Annotated in this window: 11 protein-coding genes and 2 tRNA genes; 7 read left to right on the top strand and 6 right to left on the bottom strand. The window is 41.6% G+C overall.

The features are described 5' to 3' along the window. Positions 1–154: 154 nt before the first annotated feature. Positions 155–2,515, bottom strand: a complete 2,361-nt coding sequence (ppsA, locus tag R0123_RS00350) for a phosphoenolpyruvate synthase (RefSeq protein WP_323841288.1) — start codon at positions 2,513–2,515, stop codon at positions 155–157. Positions 2,516–2,761: 246 nt separating this feature from the next. Here ppsA and R0123_RS00345 point away from each other — a divergent pair, with 246 nt between their 5' ends. Both R0123_RS00345 and sthA read left to right on the top strand, forming a co-directional pair. Next, positions 2,762–3,646: a pyruvate, water dikinase regulatory protein gene (locus R0123_RS00345; RefSeq protein ID WP_323842697.1), complete on the top strand. Its 885-nt coding sequence runs from the start codon at positions 2,762–2,764 to the stop codon at positions 3,644–3,646. A gap of 73 nt (positions 3,647–3,719) precedes the next feature. After that, positions 3,720–5,297, top strand: a complete 1,578-nt coding sequence (sthA, locus tag R0123_RS00340) for a Si-specific NAD(P)(+) transhydrogenase (RefSeq protein WP_323842696.1) — start codon at positions 3,720–3,722, stop codon at positions 5,295–5,297. Between the two features lie 135 nt (positions 5,298–5,432). Here sthA and R0123_RS00335 read toward each other — a convergent pair whose 3' ends face one another. The 5 genes from R0123_RS00335 to R0123_RS00315 all read right to left on the bottom strand — a co-directional run bounded on the left by R0123_RS00335 (position 5,433) and on the right by R0123_RS00315 (position 12,169). Further along, positions 5,433–6,467 carry a mechanosensitive ion channel family protein gene (locus R0123_RS00335; RefSeq protein ID WP_323841285.1) on the bottom strand — a complete coding sequence of 345 codons (1,035 nt, stop codon included), beginning with the start codon at positions 6,465–6,467 and terminating at the stop codon, positions 5,433–5,435. Positions 6,468–6,588: 121 nt separating this feature from the next. After that, the gene (cysG, locus tag R0123_RS00330) at positions 6,589–7,953 is read right to left on the bottom strand and encodes a siroheme synthase CysG (RefSeq protein WP_323843220.1); all 1,365 of its coding nucleotides are present in this window, start codon (positions 7,951–7,953) and stop codon (positions 6,589–6,591) included. Between the two features lie 138 nt (positions 7,954–8,091). Continuing rightward, positions 8,092–8,607: a DUF934 domain-containing protein gene (locus tag R0123_RS00325; protein ID WP_323842695.1), complete on the bottom strand. Its 516-nt coding sequence runs from the start codon at positions 8,605–8,607 to the stop codon at positions 8,092–8,094. Positions 8,608–8,650: 43 nt separating this feature from the next. After that, positions 8,651–10,327: a nitrite/sulfite reductase gene (locus R0123_RS00320; RefSeq protein ID WP_323841281.1), complete on the bottom strand. Its 1,677-nt coding sequence runs from the start codon at positions 10,325–10,327 to the stop codon at positions 8,651–8,653. Positions 10,328–10,579: 252 nt separating this feature from the next. Further along, positions 10,580–12,169, bottom strand: coding sequence for an aminotransferase class I/II-fold pyridoxal phosphate-dependent enzyme (locus R0123_RS00315; protein WP_323842694.1), 1,590 nt, complete (start codon positions 12,167–12,169; stop codon positions 10,580–10,582). Between the two features lie 281 nt (positions 12,170–12,450). Between R0123_RS00315 and msrB the strand changes: the two genes are divergently transcribed. From msrB to rimO, 5 genes are all read left to right on the top strand, one after another. Then, positions 12,451–12,876: a peptide-methionine (R)-S-oxide reductase MsrB gene (gene msrB / locus R0123_RS00310; protein WP_323842693.1), complete on the top strand. Its 426-nt coding sequence runs from the start codon at positions 12,451–12,453 to the stop codon at positions 12,874–12,876. A 63-nt stretch (positions 12,877–12,939) separates the two neighbouring features. After that, complete coding sequence (locus tag R0123_RS00305; RefSeq protein WP_323841278.1) at positions 12,940–13,428, top strand: glutathione peroxidase; 489 nt, start codon at positions 12,940–12,942, stop codon at positions 13,426–13,428. A 244-nt stretch (positions 13,429–13,672) separates the two neighbouring features. Continuing rightward, a tRNA-Val gene (locus R0123_RS00300) sits at positions 13,673–13,748 on the top strand. A 5-nt stretch (positions 13,749–13,753) separates the two neighbouring features. After that, positions 13,754–13,830, top strand: a tRNA-Asp gene (locus R0123_RS00295). 169 nt (positions 13,831–13,999) lie between these two features. Next, complete coding sequence (gene rimO, locus R0123_RS00290; RefSeq protein WP_323842692.1) at positions 14,000–15,511, top strand: 30S ribosomal protein S12 methylthiotransferase RimO; 1,512 nt, start codon at positions 14,000–14,002, stop codon at positions 15,509–15,511. The last annotated feature ends 41 nt before the right edge of the window (positions 15,512–15,552 follow it).

Here is a 15,552-nt window from a genome sequence, read left to right as displayed (position 1 = left end):
TCATATCAAAGTCCTTTAAACCAACAAAATAACATACCCAATTTTTAGCATGTAATTTTTATAAAATCAATAAATTTGATTAAAAAAAATTCCACAGGTCTATTTTAATTTAGATAAAAAGACCTGCGGAAAACGCTATAGAGTAATATAAAAGCTATTTATCTGCCAAAAACAGCCAAGTGTCTAGCACTGTATCAGGGTTTAACGATACCGATGAAATGCCCTGCTCCATCAGCCATTTGGCAAGGTCTGGATGGTCAGAAGGTCCTTGACCGCAAATCCCGACATATTTGCCTTGTTTGCGACAGGCTTCAATCGCCATGCCAAGTAGCTTTTTGACTGCAGGGTCTCGCTCATCAAACAAGTGCGAGACGATGCCACTGTCACGGTCAAGACCCAAGGTTAATTGCGTCAAGTCATTTGAGCCAATAGAAAAGCCGTCAAAATATTGTAAAAATTCATCAGCAAGCAAAGCATTGGTCGGTAGCTCACACATCATGATGATTTCAAGAGCGTTCTCACCACGCTTTAAGCCATTTTCTTCTAGCAGTCTGATCACCGCTTCTGCTTCACTTGTGGTGCGAACAAATGGAATCATAATTTTAACATTGGTCAGACCCATATCATTTCGCACATATTTTAAAGCAAGGCATTCAAGCTCAAAGCAGTCACGGAAATTCTCCGAAACATAGCGACTTGCTCCACGAAAACCAAGCATGGGGTTTTCTTCATGTGGCTCATAAAGCTTGCCACCAATGAGGTTGGCATATTCATTGGATTTAAAATCACTCATACGCACAATCACAGGCTTATCTTTAAAAGCAACAGCAAGCGTGGCAATGCCTTCGATGAGTTTATTGATGTAGAACTCTACAGGTGAATTATAGCCTGCCATACGCTCAAAAACCTGTAGGCGAGTTTCTTGTGGCAGACTGTCTATATTAAGTAGAGCCTTAGGGTGCACACCAATCATACGATTAATGATGAATTCAAGTCTTGCCAAACCCACACCTTCGTTAGGAATCTGAGCAAAATCAAAAGCACGGTCAGGATTACCAACATTCATCATCACTTTAAAGGCAAGCTCTGGCATACTAGATACCGAATTTTTTTGCACTTCAAAATCAAGCAACCCATCATAAATAAACCCTGTATCACCCTCGGCACATGATACCGTAACAGCTTGGCCATCTGCCAATAACTCAGTAGCATTGCCACAGCCGACAATCGCAGGCACGCCCAATTCACGGGCGATAATCGCTGCATGGCAAGTACGGCCACCACGATTTGTAATGATGGCAGATGCTCGCTTCATCACAGGTTCCCAATCTGGATCGGTCATGTCCGAAACCAATACATCGCCGTCTTGTACCTTACTCATTTCATTGAGATTGGTTACAATCTTCACCTTGCCAGATCCGATACGCTGACCAATAGAGCGCCCTTCGCACAAGACTTTCGCCCCTTTGCTATTGATGACATAACGCTCCATGCTGGTCTTATCTTGGCGAGATTTTACCGTTTCTGGGCGTGCTTGCACAATGAATAATTCACCAGTATCACCATCTTTTGCCCACTCAATATCCATAGGACAGCCATAGTGCTTCTCAATAATCAAAGCTTGCTTGGCAAGAGCGGTCAGTTCATCTGTACTTAAAGCAAACTGCTGACGCTCGCTTTTATCCACATCAACGATTTTAGTAGAACGCTTGGTTGTGCCTTCATCACCATAAACCATCTTAATGTGCTTTGAACCAAGATTACGGCGTATTACAGCAGGACGATTTTCTGCCAGCAGTTTTTTGGATAAATAAAATTCATCAGGGTTTACCGCCCCTTGCACCACCATCTCACCCAAACCATAACTTGCAGTGATGAATACAACCTCATCAAAACCACTTTCGGTATCCAATGTGAACATCACACCACTGGTACCAGTCTCTGAACGCACCATGCGTTGTACGCCAGCTGACAGTGCCACGCCTGCATGTTCAAAGCCTTTGTGCACACGATAAGCAATCGCACGGTCATTATAAAGGCTGGCAAAAACCTCTTTAATGGCGATCAAAACATTATCAATGCCACGAATGTTCAAAAATGTTTCTTGCTGACCTGCAAAAGAAGCATCAGGCAAGTCTTCAGCGGTAGCACTGGAACGCACCGCCACCGCCACATCTTGACCGCCAGTCAATTCATCATAAGCTGCCCGAATCTCATTTTCCAAATCACTTGGCAACTTCTGAGAAATGACCCAACCACGCACCTTAGCACCAACTTCGGTTAATTTTTCAACATCATCGACATCAAGCCCCTTTAACTCAGCATTGATTTTATCAAGCAAACCCGACTCGTTTAAAAATCGATTGAAGGCATCTGCAGTGGTGGCAAAGCCATTTGGCACAGACACACCAACATTGGCAAGATTGCTGATCATCTCACCCAATGATGAGTTTTTGCCGCCGACAATTTCTACATCATCTTTACCAAGACGACTAAATGGAATGACTTGTGTCATGAGACTTCCCCCAACTGTATAAAAATTTGTTAAATTATAGCGGTAAATTAACCAATACTCAATGTTATTTTTTATAAAAATAAGTGATATTTTATTTAAAAATGATTTTTACCAACTTATAAATACCCATTTTTTTAAAGAAAATTTCCGTTGATTGCCAAATATCACTCAAAATTAAGCGTTTTTTATGCTATACTTTTGTGAATTTTCAAATATTGGCGCATCAACAAGGACAAAGGATAAGCCATGTATGTTCACACCCCCACCGCATCAAACCAACGAACACAAGAAAAACTCAGCACATCACAAGTACTTTTGCGTAGTGCATTTTTTATCTCTGATGGCACAGCCATTACCGCCGAAACCTTAGGACGCTCATTACTGAGTCAATTTGGCAATGTCAAATTTGATATCAAAATCATTCCCTATGTAGATACCATAGAATTGGCCCATAAAGCAGTCAGTAGAATCAATGAAGCACATCGTTCATCAGGGCTAAAACCACTCGTCTTTGATACAATTGTCAGTGATGAAATTCGCACCATCATCAATGGTGCAGATGCAACCAACCTTGATATCTACGAAGGTCTAATCCATCGCATCGCCACTGAAATCGGTGAAACTCCCAATTCACATTCAGGCATGGCACATGGTGATGTGGATTCAGAAGATTACAAAGCTCGTATTGATGCGGTGCATTATGCACTTGATAATGATGATGGTGCACGCACCAACCATTATGATGGTGCAGATATTATTTTAGTTGGCCTATCTCGTTCGGGCAAAACACCGACATCACTATATCTTGCCTTACAGTTTGGTATTCGTGCAGCCAATTACCCGCTCACCGAGGACGATTTGGACGCCAGCAATCTACCCAAGGTATTACAACCTTACCGCCATAAGCTGTTTGGCCTAACGATTGACACCGAACGACTGGTTAGGATTCGTCAAGAGCGTAAAGCAGGCAGTCGCTATGCTTCGCTTGCTCAGTGCCAAGAAGAACAGCGTGCAATTCAAGCGATTTATAACACCCAAAAAATCCCCAATTTGAATGTGTCGGAGATGAGTGTTGAAGAAATCGCCACACGCATTTTACAAGTTACTGGGCTTGCCAGACGCATCGGATAAATTTTAATCAGCACTGCCAGCCTTCATATTCACAATTCATGTTAAATACAACTCACCAAAACAAGGCCAATCCATGACCAAAAAAACAGCAAATACAGACACGGTAAAGAAGGAAGCGATCAGTCAAAGCCATGACATCAAAGACGCCAATTCACAAATTCACGAACAGGTAGATGCCGATCTCATTCACCAAACGCTCATCAGCCCACTAGACGGCCAACGCATTGAACTGCATACGCCAAGCGGTGCCAAAGAACACAAAAAACATGGTTATGAATACGATGCCATCGTCTTGGGTGCAGGCCCTGCAGGTGAGGCAGCTGCGATGAAGCTTGCCAAATCAGGCTTAAGAGTTGCTGTCATTGACCCACGAGACCAAGTGGGTGGTAACTGTGCTCATGTTGGTACCATTCCCAGCAAGGCACTGCGTCAATCGGTTTTTAACATCATTGCCATGCGGCGAGACCCTTTGTTTAGCTCATTTACAGACAACTTTCAAGTGCCACTCAATAAAGTACTCAGCAAGGCTCGCCGAGTTATTTTAAGCCAGGTCAATACCCATCGCCTATTTTATGAACGCAATCGCATTGAAATCATTCAAGGCTGGGGCAGTTTTGTGGACACACATACTTTACAAGTTGAATCACCAGAAGACGGCATTAAACAAACCCTTACTTTCAACCAAGCAGTCATTGCTGTTGGTTCTCGCCCCTATCGTCCAGATGCTTTGGACTTTGACCACCCAAGAGTCTTTGATTCTGACAAAATCCTACAAATGGATTATGTCGCTCGTAAAATCATCATCTATGGTGCTGGGGTGATTGGCTGTGAGTACGCTTCTATCTTTACAGGCTTGGGTTATGTTGTTGATTTGATTAATAATAAGGACCAGTTGCTCAGCTATTTGGATAATGAAATCTCTGATGCACTCAGTCATGACTTTCGACAATTTGGCGTACGCATTCGCAATAATGAAGAAATTCACCACCTAGAAACTCATGATGATTGTGTGATATTACACCTAAAAAGCGGTAAGAAAATTAAATCCGATGCCATTTTATGGTGCAATGGACGCTCGGGCAATACCGAAAGTTTAAACCTAGAAGCCATTGGTCTAAAAGCCAACAATCGTGGCCAGCTTGAAGTTGATAAAACCTATCGCACCAACATACCAAATATCTATGCAGTTGGTGATGTCATTGGCTGGCCATCACTGGCCTCTGCTGCTTATGACCAAGGACGCAACGCCGCAGGTTTTATGGTAGGTGATGAGCAAGCTGAATTCATTGACAGTGTACCAACTGGCATTTATACCATTCCTGAGATTTCAAGTATTGGTGCGACCGAAGAAGACTTAACACGAGACCAAATTCCTTATGAAGTTGGACAGGCATTTTTTAAACATTTGGCACGCGCACAGATCATTGGTGAACGCTCTGGTGTATTAAAAATTTTATTTCACCGTGAGACCTTAGAAATTTTGGGCATTCATTGCTATGGTAATCATGCTTCCGAGATCATTCATATTGGTCAGGCAGTCATGAAATGTGGCCACACGCTAGAATATTTTATCTCCACCACCTTCAACTACCCAACGATGGCTGAAGCCTACCGTGTGGCAGCACTCAACGGCTTAAATCGTATTTTTTAAATAGCCGTTTATATTGACCTAAAACATGATGGTTATGATAAATACCACAAAACAAAAAATCCCTAAATGTATTAGGGATTTTTTGTTTACTCATCATGATCACCACTGTTCATTATAACCATCACTCTGCTATCATCACTCTTTATTATGCTGCTTTGTTAAATCTGACATTTTATCAATACTTTGCTCTTGTAGTAACTTTGTCAAATTATCAAGACTTTCTAAATGCAGTGTACGATTTGGAAATGGGATATCCACCCCAGCCTCATCAAAAGCGTATTTTATTTGTTCCAATAAATCACACTGTACCCCAAACCAGTCATCATTTTGCGTCCATACATACAGCGTCAAATCCACCGAGCTTTCTGATAAAGCAGTTACTCTAACCAAAGGCTCACGCTCTGACAAAATGAGCTCATGCTCTTTGGCAACCGACAACATAATGTTGCGTGCTGTTTGTATGTCGCTTTGATAACCAATACCAACCAATACCTCAACTCGGCGTGTAGGCAATGATGAATAATTGGTACTAGATGTCGTCATGATATCACCATTAGGAATGATGACCTCGTGATTGCTGGGTGTTCTGATGCGTGTATTGACCAATGTAATCTCAATCACCGTACCAGTTTTACCACCCACCTCAACATAATCACCCCGACTAAATGGACGAAATACCACAATCATCACACCCGCTGCCAAATTAGACAACTGATCTTTTAGCGACATACCGACCGCCACTGCTGCCGCACCCAGAACCGCTACGAATGAGTTGGTATTTATCCCCAGTTTATTCAGTGCCGCCAATAAAACAGCAACAATCATCACGCCATACAAAAGGTTGTTTAAAAAATTAACCACCGTTTGATCAAGTTGCGTACTTTCTAAAACACGATTAACCACCGACAAAAGACGCTTGCCAACCCATTTCCCTGCAAAAAAGATGAACAAAGCAAGTAGTAGATTAACCCCAAGCTCTAAGCCATACTGCATCAACCCATCAATATCAACTGGCACACCCAAAAATTGTAGTACATCATTGGTACCATTTTCCAAACCCTGAGAGGTTGCTTTTGTCACATCTTTGACCACATCCTTGGTGGATTCTGTTGTTTGCTCTACTTCTTTGGCAACATTTGTTACCACATTATTTATGGTTTGTTTTGTCATGGTCGCACCCAGTACTCTTTAAATCAATGACGATATTCAAAAAATAAGCCCAGCAAGTGCGTCATTGTATCTTATTTTCATTTAAAATTCATCTTTTTGCATTTGTAAAGACGAAAGAAAATCAATCTGCTTGGTATAGCGAGACAACCTGCCCAACAATAATAATTGCAGGTGCAGATGGTTGTTCTTGTTCATTTTTTTGGACGATATCATTTAGCGTACCTATCAATACCTGTTGCGTAGGCAAACTGGCATTTGAAATGATGGCAATCGGCGTATCGCCTGACAGGCCAGACAAAACCAGACCGTCTACAATTTTTGCCAAAGTATGCAAACCCATATAAAAAACCAATGTCTCGTCAGGTTGATAGACACTTTTTAACCCATCAAACACATCGCCACTTTTATAACAGCCTGTCAAAAACCGCACACTGGTCGCCAGCCCACGATGCGTCAAAGGAATGCCCGCATAGCTACTTGCCGCCAACGCTGATGTGATGCCGCTGACCACCTGATAAGGCACACCAGCTTCTTGGCAAGCAAGCATCTCCTCGCCACCACGCCCAAACACAAAAGGATCACCACCTTTTAAGCGTAGCACTCGCCTGCCTTGCTTGGCATATTTAACAATGAGTGCATTAATCTCATCTTGGGTCTTGGTATGATTGACTCGTTTTTTCCCCACAAAAATCTTATCACCATCACGACGGCATAAATCCAAAATATCAGGTGATACTAAGGCATCGTACAGCACGACATCTGCTTGTTGCATGAGCCTTAACGCTTTAAAAGTCAATAGATCCAAGTTGCCAGCACCAGCACCGACAATATATACCTCGCCTGTTTTTTTATTGTTCGCCACAAAATCATCAAGCTCATCCGACAAAGCACCCACCGCTCTATCGGCCAATGCGTCATTAAAAATTTTTTCCCAAAAATAGCGACGCTCAGTAATGGTTGGTAACTTTTTCTTGACGATTTGGCGAAAATCTCCCGCCAATTTAGCAATTTTACCAATACCAGATGGCAGTTGGCTTTCAATCTTAGCACGAATCAGCCTTGCCAACACAGGCGCCCTACCATTACTTGAAACACCAATAACAATTGGGCTTCTATCAACAATTGCAGGAAAGATAAAATCACACAATGATGGGCAATCCACCACATTAATGGCAATTCCTAGACGCTTGGCGTCAGCGTGAACTTGGACATTTAGAGCATCATCATCTGTGGCACAAATCATCAAAGCAAGCTGATGCTCATTTGCAATGCTCGTCAAATCCAAACTGTGATAAGGCTTGTGCAAAACCATGTGCTGATGATCATGCAAAAATGCCAAAAATTCATCATCAAAGTTATTTGCTAGCACAATAAGGCTTGCACCAGCCTTATGCAGTAAATCTGCTTTTCGTTTGGCAACATCACCACCACCGACAATCAAAACACTTCGATGCTTTAAATTAAAAAATAACGGCAAGGTATTCATCATCATTCATCACAAAATAAGGCCAAGCCTGACAATTAAACTTGAAACAGTCAATTAAAATGATTGGCAGTCAAAATCAATACGCCAATAATCATCGGCACATACACAAAGGAAAGTAAATATTTACAAAACATTGGTTTAGCAAAACATCGGCAAGGCGTTGGCTGAAGTGCCTGCGTGTGCTGTTTTTAGGTCATTCAAGGTGCTTTTAAGTAGGGTAATGCGTTCGGGCGATACCACAAAACCATCAGCACCAGATTTATAAAAATAAGATGCTTGGTCAAGCCCAAACTCACCTGCAACGATGATTCGTGCCTGTGTGTCCAGCTGACGAAGCTGACGCACCAAGCTAAATACTCGACCATCTTTAAAATCCAGCACATAGACCACAAACAGCTTTATCGATGTTTGATTAAGTACTGCTTTTACCGTCTCTATGGTGTCATTGGCTGTCAAGAGCAGTCCGCTGGCATCATGATAATCGCTTGGTGTACTAAGTGAAGTACCTTTACCCTGATCATGTGCTTTTAAGGCATTCATATCAAAGCCCAAATACTCTGATGGCTTATCTTTTAAACTGGTGATTAAAAAGAAATCCTCTGCACTTTCATAAATATTTGCCATACCATCTATATTGATGACCTGCGTTACCATAACCACTCCTTTTTTTTAATATCCAAATTTTTAATGTCCAAAATTATGTATAAACCGCCATCTTAAATGGCACAATACCCACACGCTCCACCACCTGTGCAAAGCTCTCTATATGCCCATCAATAATGATACGCTCATTTTGATAGACTTTTACAATGGTATTGATTGCATTGGCCACTTGGTCAGCCGCTACCGCACGCCCTAGAATTTGTCCAAGTTTGGTGTTTTCACCAGAGCTACCACCTAAGCTGATTTGATACCAATGCTCACCTTTTTTATCCACACCCAAAATGCCAATATCGCCCACATGGTGATGTGCACAAGCATTCATGCAACCTGACATATTCAGACGAATATCACCTAAATCGTACAGATAATCCAAATCATTAAATTTAGCTTCAATGCTGGCAGCAATGTTGTGTGTTGTGGCGTTGGCAAGTGCACAATAATCAAAGCCAGGACATACCGTCATGTCGGTTAATGTGCCAATATTTGCACGAGCCAAATTTAACGCCACCAACTTTTGCCAAAGGGTGTATAAGTCGCTAATTTTTACATCACCAAGTACCAAATTTTGATGATGGGTGGCACGAATCTCACCCATGCTATATTCGTCTGCTAAATCCGCCAGAGCAAACATCTGTGCGTCAGTGATATCACCAGATGGTACATATTTACCATTAACCATACCTGCTTTTAATGAAATCACCACCGCACGATAGCCCGCCACTTTATGGGCAACGGTATTGTGCTGATACCAGTTGTCAAAATCTTTGTTCTGTAAGTATTCTTGTAGGTTATTTTGAGCGGCTAATGCGTCAATCTGCTCATAATTAGGCAAGGTAAAGTAGCTTTCCGCCTTAGCAAAATGTGTCTGCGTTAAGGTCAAATCACCATCTTTTAGGCACTTCCACTCATCAGCAACTTTTTGGGCAAACACCTCTTTGCCCAGACTTTCTACCAAAATTTTAATGCGTGCTTTATATTTATTATCACGGCGTCCTTCTAGGTTATACACCCTTAAAATCGCATCAAGATAGCTTAGCAGATGCTCTCTTGGTAAAAATTCATTAATCACTTTACCAATGATGGGTGTACGCCCAAGCCCACCACCCACAATGACCTCAAAACCAATTTGCCCATCTTTTTTGACCAAATGCAAGCCGATATCATGCACCTGAGTGGCAGCACGGTCCACCTTTGTACCAATCACCGCTATCTTAAATTTTCTTGGCAGATAAGCAAATTCAGGGTGAAAAGTACTCCACTGACGAATAATCTCACAATATGGGCGTGGATCGGCCACCTCCTCACCATGAATGCCTGCATAGGGGTCTGTTGTGGTATTGCGGATACAATTACCTGATGTTTGAATGGCGTGCATTTGATGAGTTGCCAATTTTGCTAAAATATCAGGCACCTCTTCAATTTTTAACCAGTTGAGCTGTAAATTGGTGCGAGTAGTAAAATGTGCATAACCTTTATCAAAATCACGAGCAATCTCAGCCAGCACCCGAAGTTGATGGCTTGCCATCAATCCATAAGGAATGGCAATGCGAAGCATTGGTGCATGACGCTGGATATAAAGTCCATTTTGCAGACGCAGTGGCAAAAACTGCTCTTCTGACAATTCACCTGCCAAAAAACGCTGAGTCTGATCACGAAATTGTGCCACTCGCTCATCAACAATTTTTTGGTCAGTATAAGAATATTGATACATATTTTTTTCCTTTGGTGCTGAATTTGGTCCTAGCCTTGGCATTAACACTAACTTTTAGGTCAACCATATTAAGCATTTCATGCCAAAATTTAAAATTCAAAAACAGCATATCAATAGCAAGTTTGGGTATATTTAAGAAGCAATGAGACAACCATTAAGTCCATACACACACCCAACAAAAAAGCCCACCATTTAAGTGAGCTTTTTTTTAAACACTGCCATATCGTTGATTGCACATCATTTTATTCTGTATTATTCTGTACCAAATTCACGGCGTTTGGCTGCAAAAAATCTATCTAAACGATCCATCGCATCTTCCAAATCAATCAGATTGGGCAAAAATACCACACGAAAGTGGTCTGGCCTATCCCAATTAAAGCCACTCCCTTGCACCATCAATACTTTTTCTTGAACAAGCAAGTCCATCATAAACTGCATGTCATTGCTGATTGGATAAACATCAAGATCAATTTTAGCAAAACAATAAAACGCTCCTTGTGGCACAGTACAACTCACGCCTTTGATGGCATTTAGCCTAGCAACTGCCAAATCTCGCTGTTTGCACAGTCGCCCTGTCGGTGCGGTCAAAGCCTGCATGGACTGATAACCACCCATCGCAGTCTGAATGGCATATTGAGCTGGCACATTAGCACACAGACGCATGCTCGCCAACATGGTCAAACCCTCAATAAAATCATTGGCATGGTCTTTTTTGCCAGACAGCATTACCCAACCTGAGCGATACCCTGCAATGCGGTGCGACTTAGACAAGCCATTAAAGGTCAATACCAAAGACTCATCAGTAATCGTGCACATGGGTGTGTGCACCGCATCATCATATAAAATACGGTCATAAATCTCATCTGCCATGATGACCAGCCCATATTTTTGTGCCAAATTAGCAATCCCTTTTAATGTCTCATCACAGTACAAGGCACCTGTGGGGTTATTTGGGTTAATCACCACAATACCTTTGGTATTTGGCGTAATTTTACTTTCAATATCCCTAAGATCTGGTTGCCAGTTATCCTCTTCAACACAGCGATAATGCACCGCTTTGCCACCTGCCAAATTTGCTGCCGCCGTCCACAGCGGATAATCAGGCATAGGAATCAACACTTCATCACCATCATCTAAAAGTGCCTGCATGACCATCACGATCAGTTCGCTCACACCGTTACCGATAAAAACATCATTAACATCAGTGGCAGACAATAAACCCTTAGCTTGGTAATACTGTAAAATCGCCTTGCGAGCGGCAAAAATCCCCTTAGAATCTGAATAGCCAGAAGCATTTTGCAAATTGATTGCCACATCTTGCACAATTTCATCAGGTGGCAAAAGACCAAATGGCTCAGGATTGCCAATGTTTAATTTAATGATCCTTTGTCCTTCTGCTTCCATACGATTGGCTGTCTGCAACAACTCGCCACGAATGTCATAACAGACATTGGCAAGTTTATTGGATTTTTTTAAAGGTCTATTCATTTGATTGGCTTGGCTCATGCTGTTCGCCTGTATGTCTGTATGATGATTAAAAGGTAATGACTTTTTAGTGACTTGCACATTTTTTGTCGTATTTACCGTATTGGTTGCGTTTGGCTCGCCCTGACCTGTCAAAAGATAGCTTTCTGTGGTATTGAGCACAGCTGCCAAAATAGGTAACTTATTGCTGGCAATACCATTTTTACCGCATTCCCAATTGGCTATTGCTCCACGGCTAACACTCGCTCCCTGCTCGTTTAACTGATGAGCAAGCCTATTGGCAGAGATACCCAGTTGTTTGCGAAGCTGTTTTAGACGCTTGCCTTGCAATTTTTGCCTGTCTTCTAAGTTCGTCATGATTCAACTTGCAACTTTGTAAAAAGTTTAACAAAAAATTTGCTAAAAATGGTTAAAATCTGCAATCATTCTAAGTAATTTTTTCTTAATTTGCAAGAAAATTCATGGCAAAAATGTAAAAATCATTCACTTGATATTAAAAATGCAAGTAAATCTTGCAAATATAATAAATCTTCATATTTTTCTTGTTTTTTCTTGTATTTATTAAACACAACAACCATTTATACCAAACTTAAGCACAAAAACTTTAATAACTTTTAAACCAAAAATAAGGAGAATTTATGTCATTATCCGACCAAGTCTTAAGCCCAGAGCAGATTCGTCAAATGACCGAAGCCGACTGGCAAGAACGCCTAAGCCCCGATGAGTATCATGTACTACGCCAAAAAGGTACAGAACGCCCTTTTACAGGTATATACACCGACAGTAAAGATGATGGCGTATATCATTGTCGTGGCTGTCATGCAATATTATTTGATAGTACGCATAAATTTCACTCAGGTTGTGGCTGGCCAAGTTTTGATCGAACCAAGACTGATACCGCCTTAACCGAAACACTTGACCTGTCGCACGGCATGAGACGCATTGAAGTTACTTGTACAAATTGTGGCGGACACTTAGGCCATGTTTTTTCAGATGGTCCACAAGAAACGACAGGCTTACGATACTGCATTAATTCGGTTGCCATTGATTTTAAGGCACGCTGATTATTTAATGTTTAAATTTAAAATAATTTTTAAACAAGCAACCACAACCCCTAGGAGAACACCATGACCACCATTTACGATTTTAGTGCCAATGACATCACTGGAAACAACATTGATTTTAAGGACTTTCAAGATAAAGCCTTGCTGATCGTAAATACCGCCAGCAAATGCGGATTCACCTCACAACTTGCAGGACTACAAGAATTGCATGCCAAATACCACCAACAAGGCTTGGTTATCATTGGCTTTCCTTGCAATCAATTTGGCGGACAAGAACCCTATGATAACAGCGAAATTGGTGAATTTTGCCAGAAAAATTATGGCGTAGATTTTTTGATGATGCAAAAAATTGATGTCAATGGCAACAACGCTCACCCAGTTTTCAATTTCTTAAAATCCCAACAAGGCGGTATCTTGGGCGATGCAATCAAATGGAACTTTACCAAATTTTTAATCAGTCGTGATGGAAAAGTGGTTGGTCGCTATGCCCCCACAACCAAACCCAGCGACTTAGAAAAAGACATCAAAAAAGCATTGGGTATCCTGTCTTAGTTTTGTTTGACCATGGTAGCTTGTAATAAGAGCAAAAAACCACCTAAGTAATACTTGGGTGGTTATTAAATAAATTTAATAACAAAATCAACAACCTATAAAATATTTTAAACAGTTAGATAAAAAAGTATTTGACACCATCTTAAAAATCTATATAATACGCACCACAACAAACAAACACAGTAAAATTAATATTAGTCAAATAAATATTTAAGTTACTGCATTTGATGAGTTAAAAGAACATGGGCGGTTAGCTCAGTTGGTAGAGCGTCTGCCTTACAAGCAGAGGGTCAGCGGTTCGAATCCGTTACCGCCCACCATGTTCGCAGCGGTAGTTCAGTTGGTTAGAATACCGGCCTGTCACGCCGGGGGTCGCGGGTTCGAGTCCCGTCCGCTGCGCCATTATACAAAAAGTCCTAAATCTTAACGATTTGGGACTTTTTATTGCTTAGTACGCCATCGTTAAGACGGTCTTGTGAGTCATCAGTCAACTTGTGCTATAATACCACCTTGCACACCTTATCTTTTTTTAGCCCTTTATTCAGCCATCTATATATAAAAGACAGCCAACATGACAGTTCAGAATTTTAACCCAAAAAAACCAAACCCCACCGAGGTTGGTTATCATCATCAAGCCAACCACAATCAAAACCGCACACTGACAGAGTCAGCAGACCTAAGCCAAACCACCAAATCAGATGACAACAGCATCAATGCACCAAAAGTTGGTTTTGTTTCACTTGGTTGCCCAAAGGCACTTGTAGACAGTGAGCGTATCATCACTGAACTGACCAAAGAAGGCTATCAGGTTGCCAAAGATTATAATGGTGCAGATTTAGTGGTGGTAAACACTTGCGGATTTATTGAATCGGCGGTGCAAGAAAGCCTTGATGCTATTGGTGAAGCGATTACCAAAAATGGCAAAGTCATCGTAACAGGTTGTCTGGGCAAAGATGCTGAACGCATTCGCACCATGCACCCTGCCGTACTTGCAGTTACTGGTGCTCATGCCTATCATGAGGTGGTGCAAGCCGTCAATCATCATCTACCAAAACCCACCAAATCAAAAACTTATGATCCAAAAATTGACCTAATCAATGATGCAGGCGTTAAGCTCACACCCGCTCATTACGCTTATGTCAAAATTTCAGAAGGTTGTAATCATCGCTGTACTTTTTGCATCATTCCATCTTTGCGTGGTGATTTGGTTTCTCGCACCATTGATGGCGTGATGAATGAAGCAGTAGCGCTCAAAAAGGCAGGCGTCAAGGAACTGCTTATCATCAGCCAAGACACTTCTGCTTATGGAGTGGACTTGAAATACAAAATGGCGTTTTGGCAAGGCGAACCAATTAAAACTAAATTTTTTGATATGTGCCAAGCACTTGCCAAACTTGGCATTTGGGTACGCTTGCACTATGTCTACCCCTATCCACATGTAGATAATGTCGTACAAATCATGGCAGACAGCATGAAAGCCAGTGGTGGTAAAGGCGGTCTTTTGCCATATCTTGACATTCCCTTTCAACACGCAAGCCCCAGCGTATTAAAAGCAATGAAACGCCCAGCTCATAGTGAAAATGTACTAGAAAGACTTGCCAAATGGCGTGAAATTTGCCCAGAAATTGTCATTCGCTCTACTTTTGTGGTGGGCTTTCCAGGTGAAACCGAAGAAGACTTTGCGTACCTACTTGATTGGCTAAAAAAAGCACGCCTTGACCGTGTTGGCTGTTTTACTTATTCACAGATTGAAGGTGCGATGGCAAACAACTTACCCAATCCCATACCAGAAACCATCAAGCAAGAGCGTTATGAAAGATTTATGGCGGTTGCTCAAGCCATCAGTGAAGAAAAATTGCAAGAAAAAGTCGGTCGTACGATGACAGTACTGGTTGATGAAATTGACACAGAAGAAAATATTGCCATTTGTCGCAGTTATGGCGATGCCCCAGAGATTGATGGTCATGTCTATGTGGATAATATTAATCAAAGCATCAAGGTGGGTGAGTTTTTGACCGTTACCATTGATGAAGCCAGCGAGTATGATCTATTTGCAAGCTTTGATATCAGCTTAAATCAATAGCCATACAAATTTTTTGAGGTTATTTTTGAATAAGGGGGGGG

The organism is Moraxella sp. Pampa (genome assembly GCF_035181385.1).
Lineage (GTDB): Bacteria > Pseudomonadota > Gammaproteobacteria > Pseudomonadales > Moraxellaceae > Moraxella.
This window is presented reverse-complemented; position numbering and strand designations above follow the sequence as displayed.

What these genes read in the sequence shown, in the direction of transcription:
- ppsA (WP_323841288.1), bottom strand. Translation starts at nt 2,515, where the DNA reads ATGACACAAGTCATTCCATTTAGTCGTCTTGGTAAAGATGATGTAGAA.
- R0123_RS00345 (WP_323842697.1), top strand. Translation starts at nt 2,762, where the DNA reads ATGTATGTTCACACCCCCACCGCATCAAACCAACGAACACAAGAAAAA.
- sthA (WP_323842696.1), top strand. Translation starts at nt 3,720, where the DNA reads ATGACCAAAAAAACAGCAAATACAGACACGGTAAAGAAGGAAGCGATC.
- R0123_RS00335 (WP_323841285.1), bottom strand. Translation starts at nt 6,467, where the DNA reads ATGACAAAACAAACCATAAATAATGTGGTAACAAATGTTGCCAAAGAA.
- cysG (WP_323843220.1), bottom strand. Translation starts at nt 7,953, where the DNA reads ATGAATACCTTGCCGTTATTTTTTAATTTAAAGCATCGAAGTGTTTTG.
- R0123_RS00325 (WP_323842695.1), bottom strand. Translation starts at nt 8,607, where the DNA reads ATGGTAACGCAGGTCATCAATATAGATGGTATGGCAAATATTTATGAA.
- R0123_RS00320 (WP_323841281.1), bottom strand. Translation starts at nt 10,327, where the DNA reads ATGTATCAATATTCTTATACTGACCAAAAAATTGTTGATGAGCGAGTG.
- R0123_RS00315 (WP_323842694.1), bottom strand. Translation starts at nt 12,169, where the DNA reads ATGACGAACTTAGAAGACAGGCAAAAATTGCAAGGCAAGCGTCTAAAA.
- msrB (WP_323842693.1), top strand. Translation starts at nt 12,451, where the DNA reads ATGTCATTATCCGACCAAGTCTTAAGCCCAGAGCAGATTCGTCAAATG.
- R0123_RS00305 (WP_323841278.1), top strand. Translation starts at nt 12,940, where the DNA reads ATGACCACCATTTACGATTTTAGTGCCAATGACATCACTGGAAACAAC.
- rimO (WP_323842692.1), top strand. Translation starts at nt 14,000, where the DNA reads ATGACAGTTCAGAATTTTAACCCAAAAAAACCAAACCCCACCGAGGTT.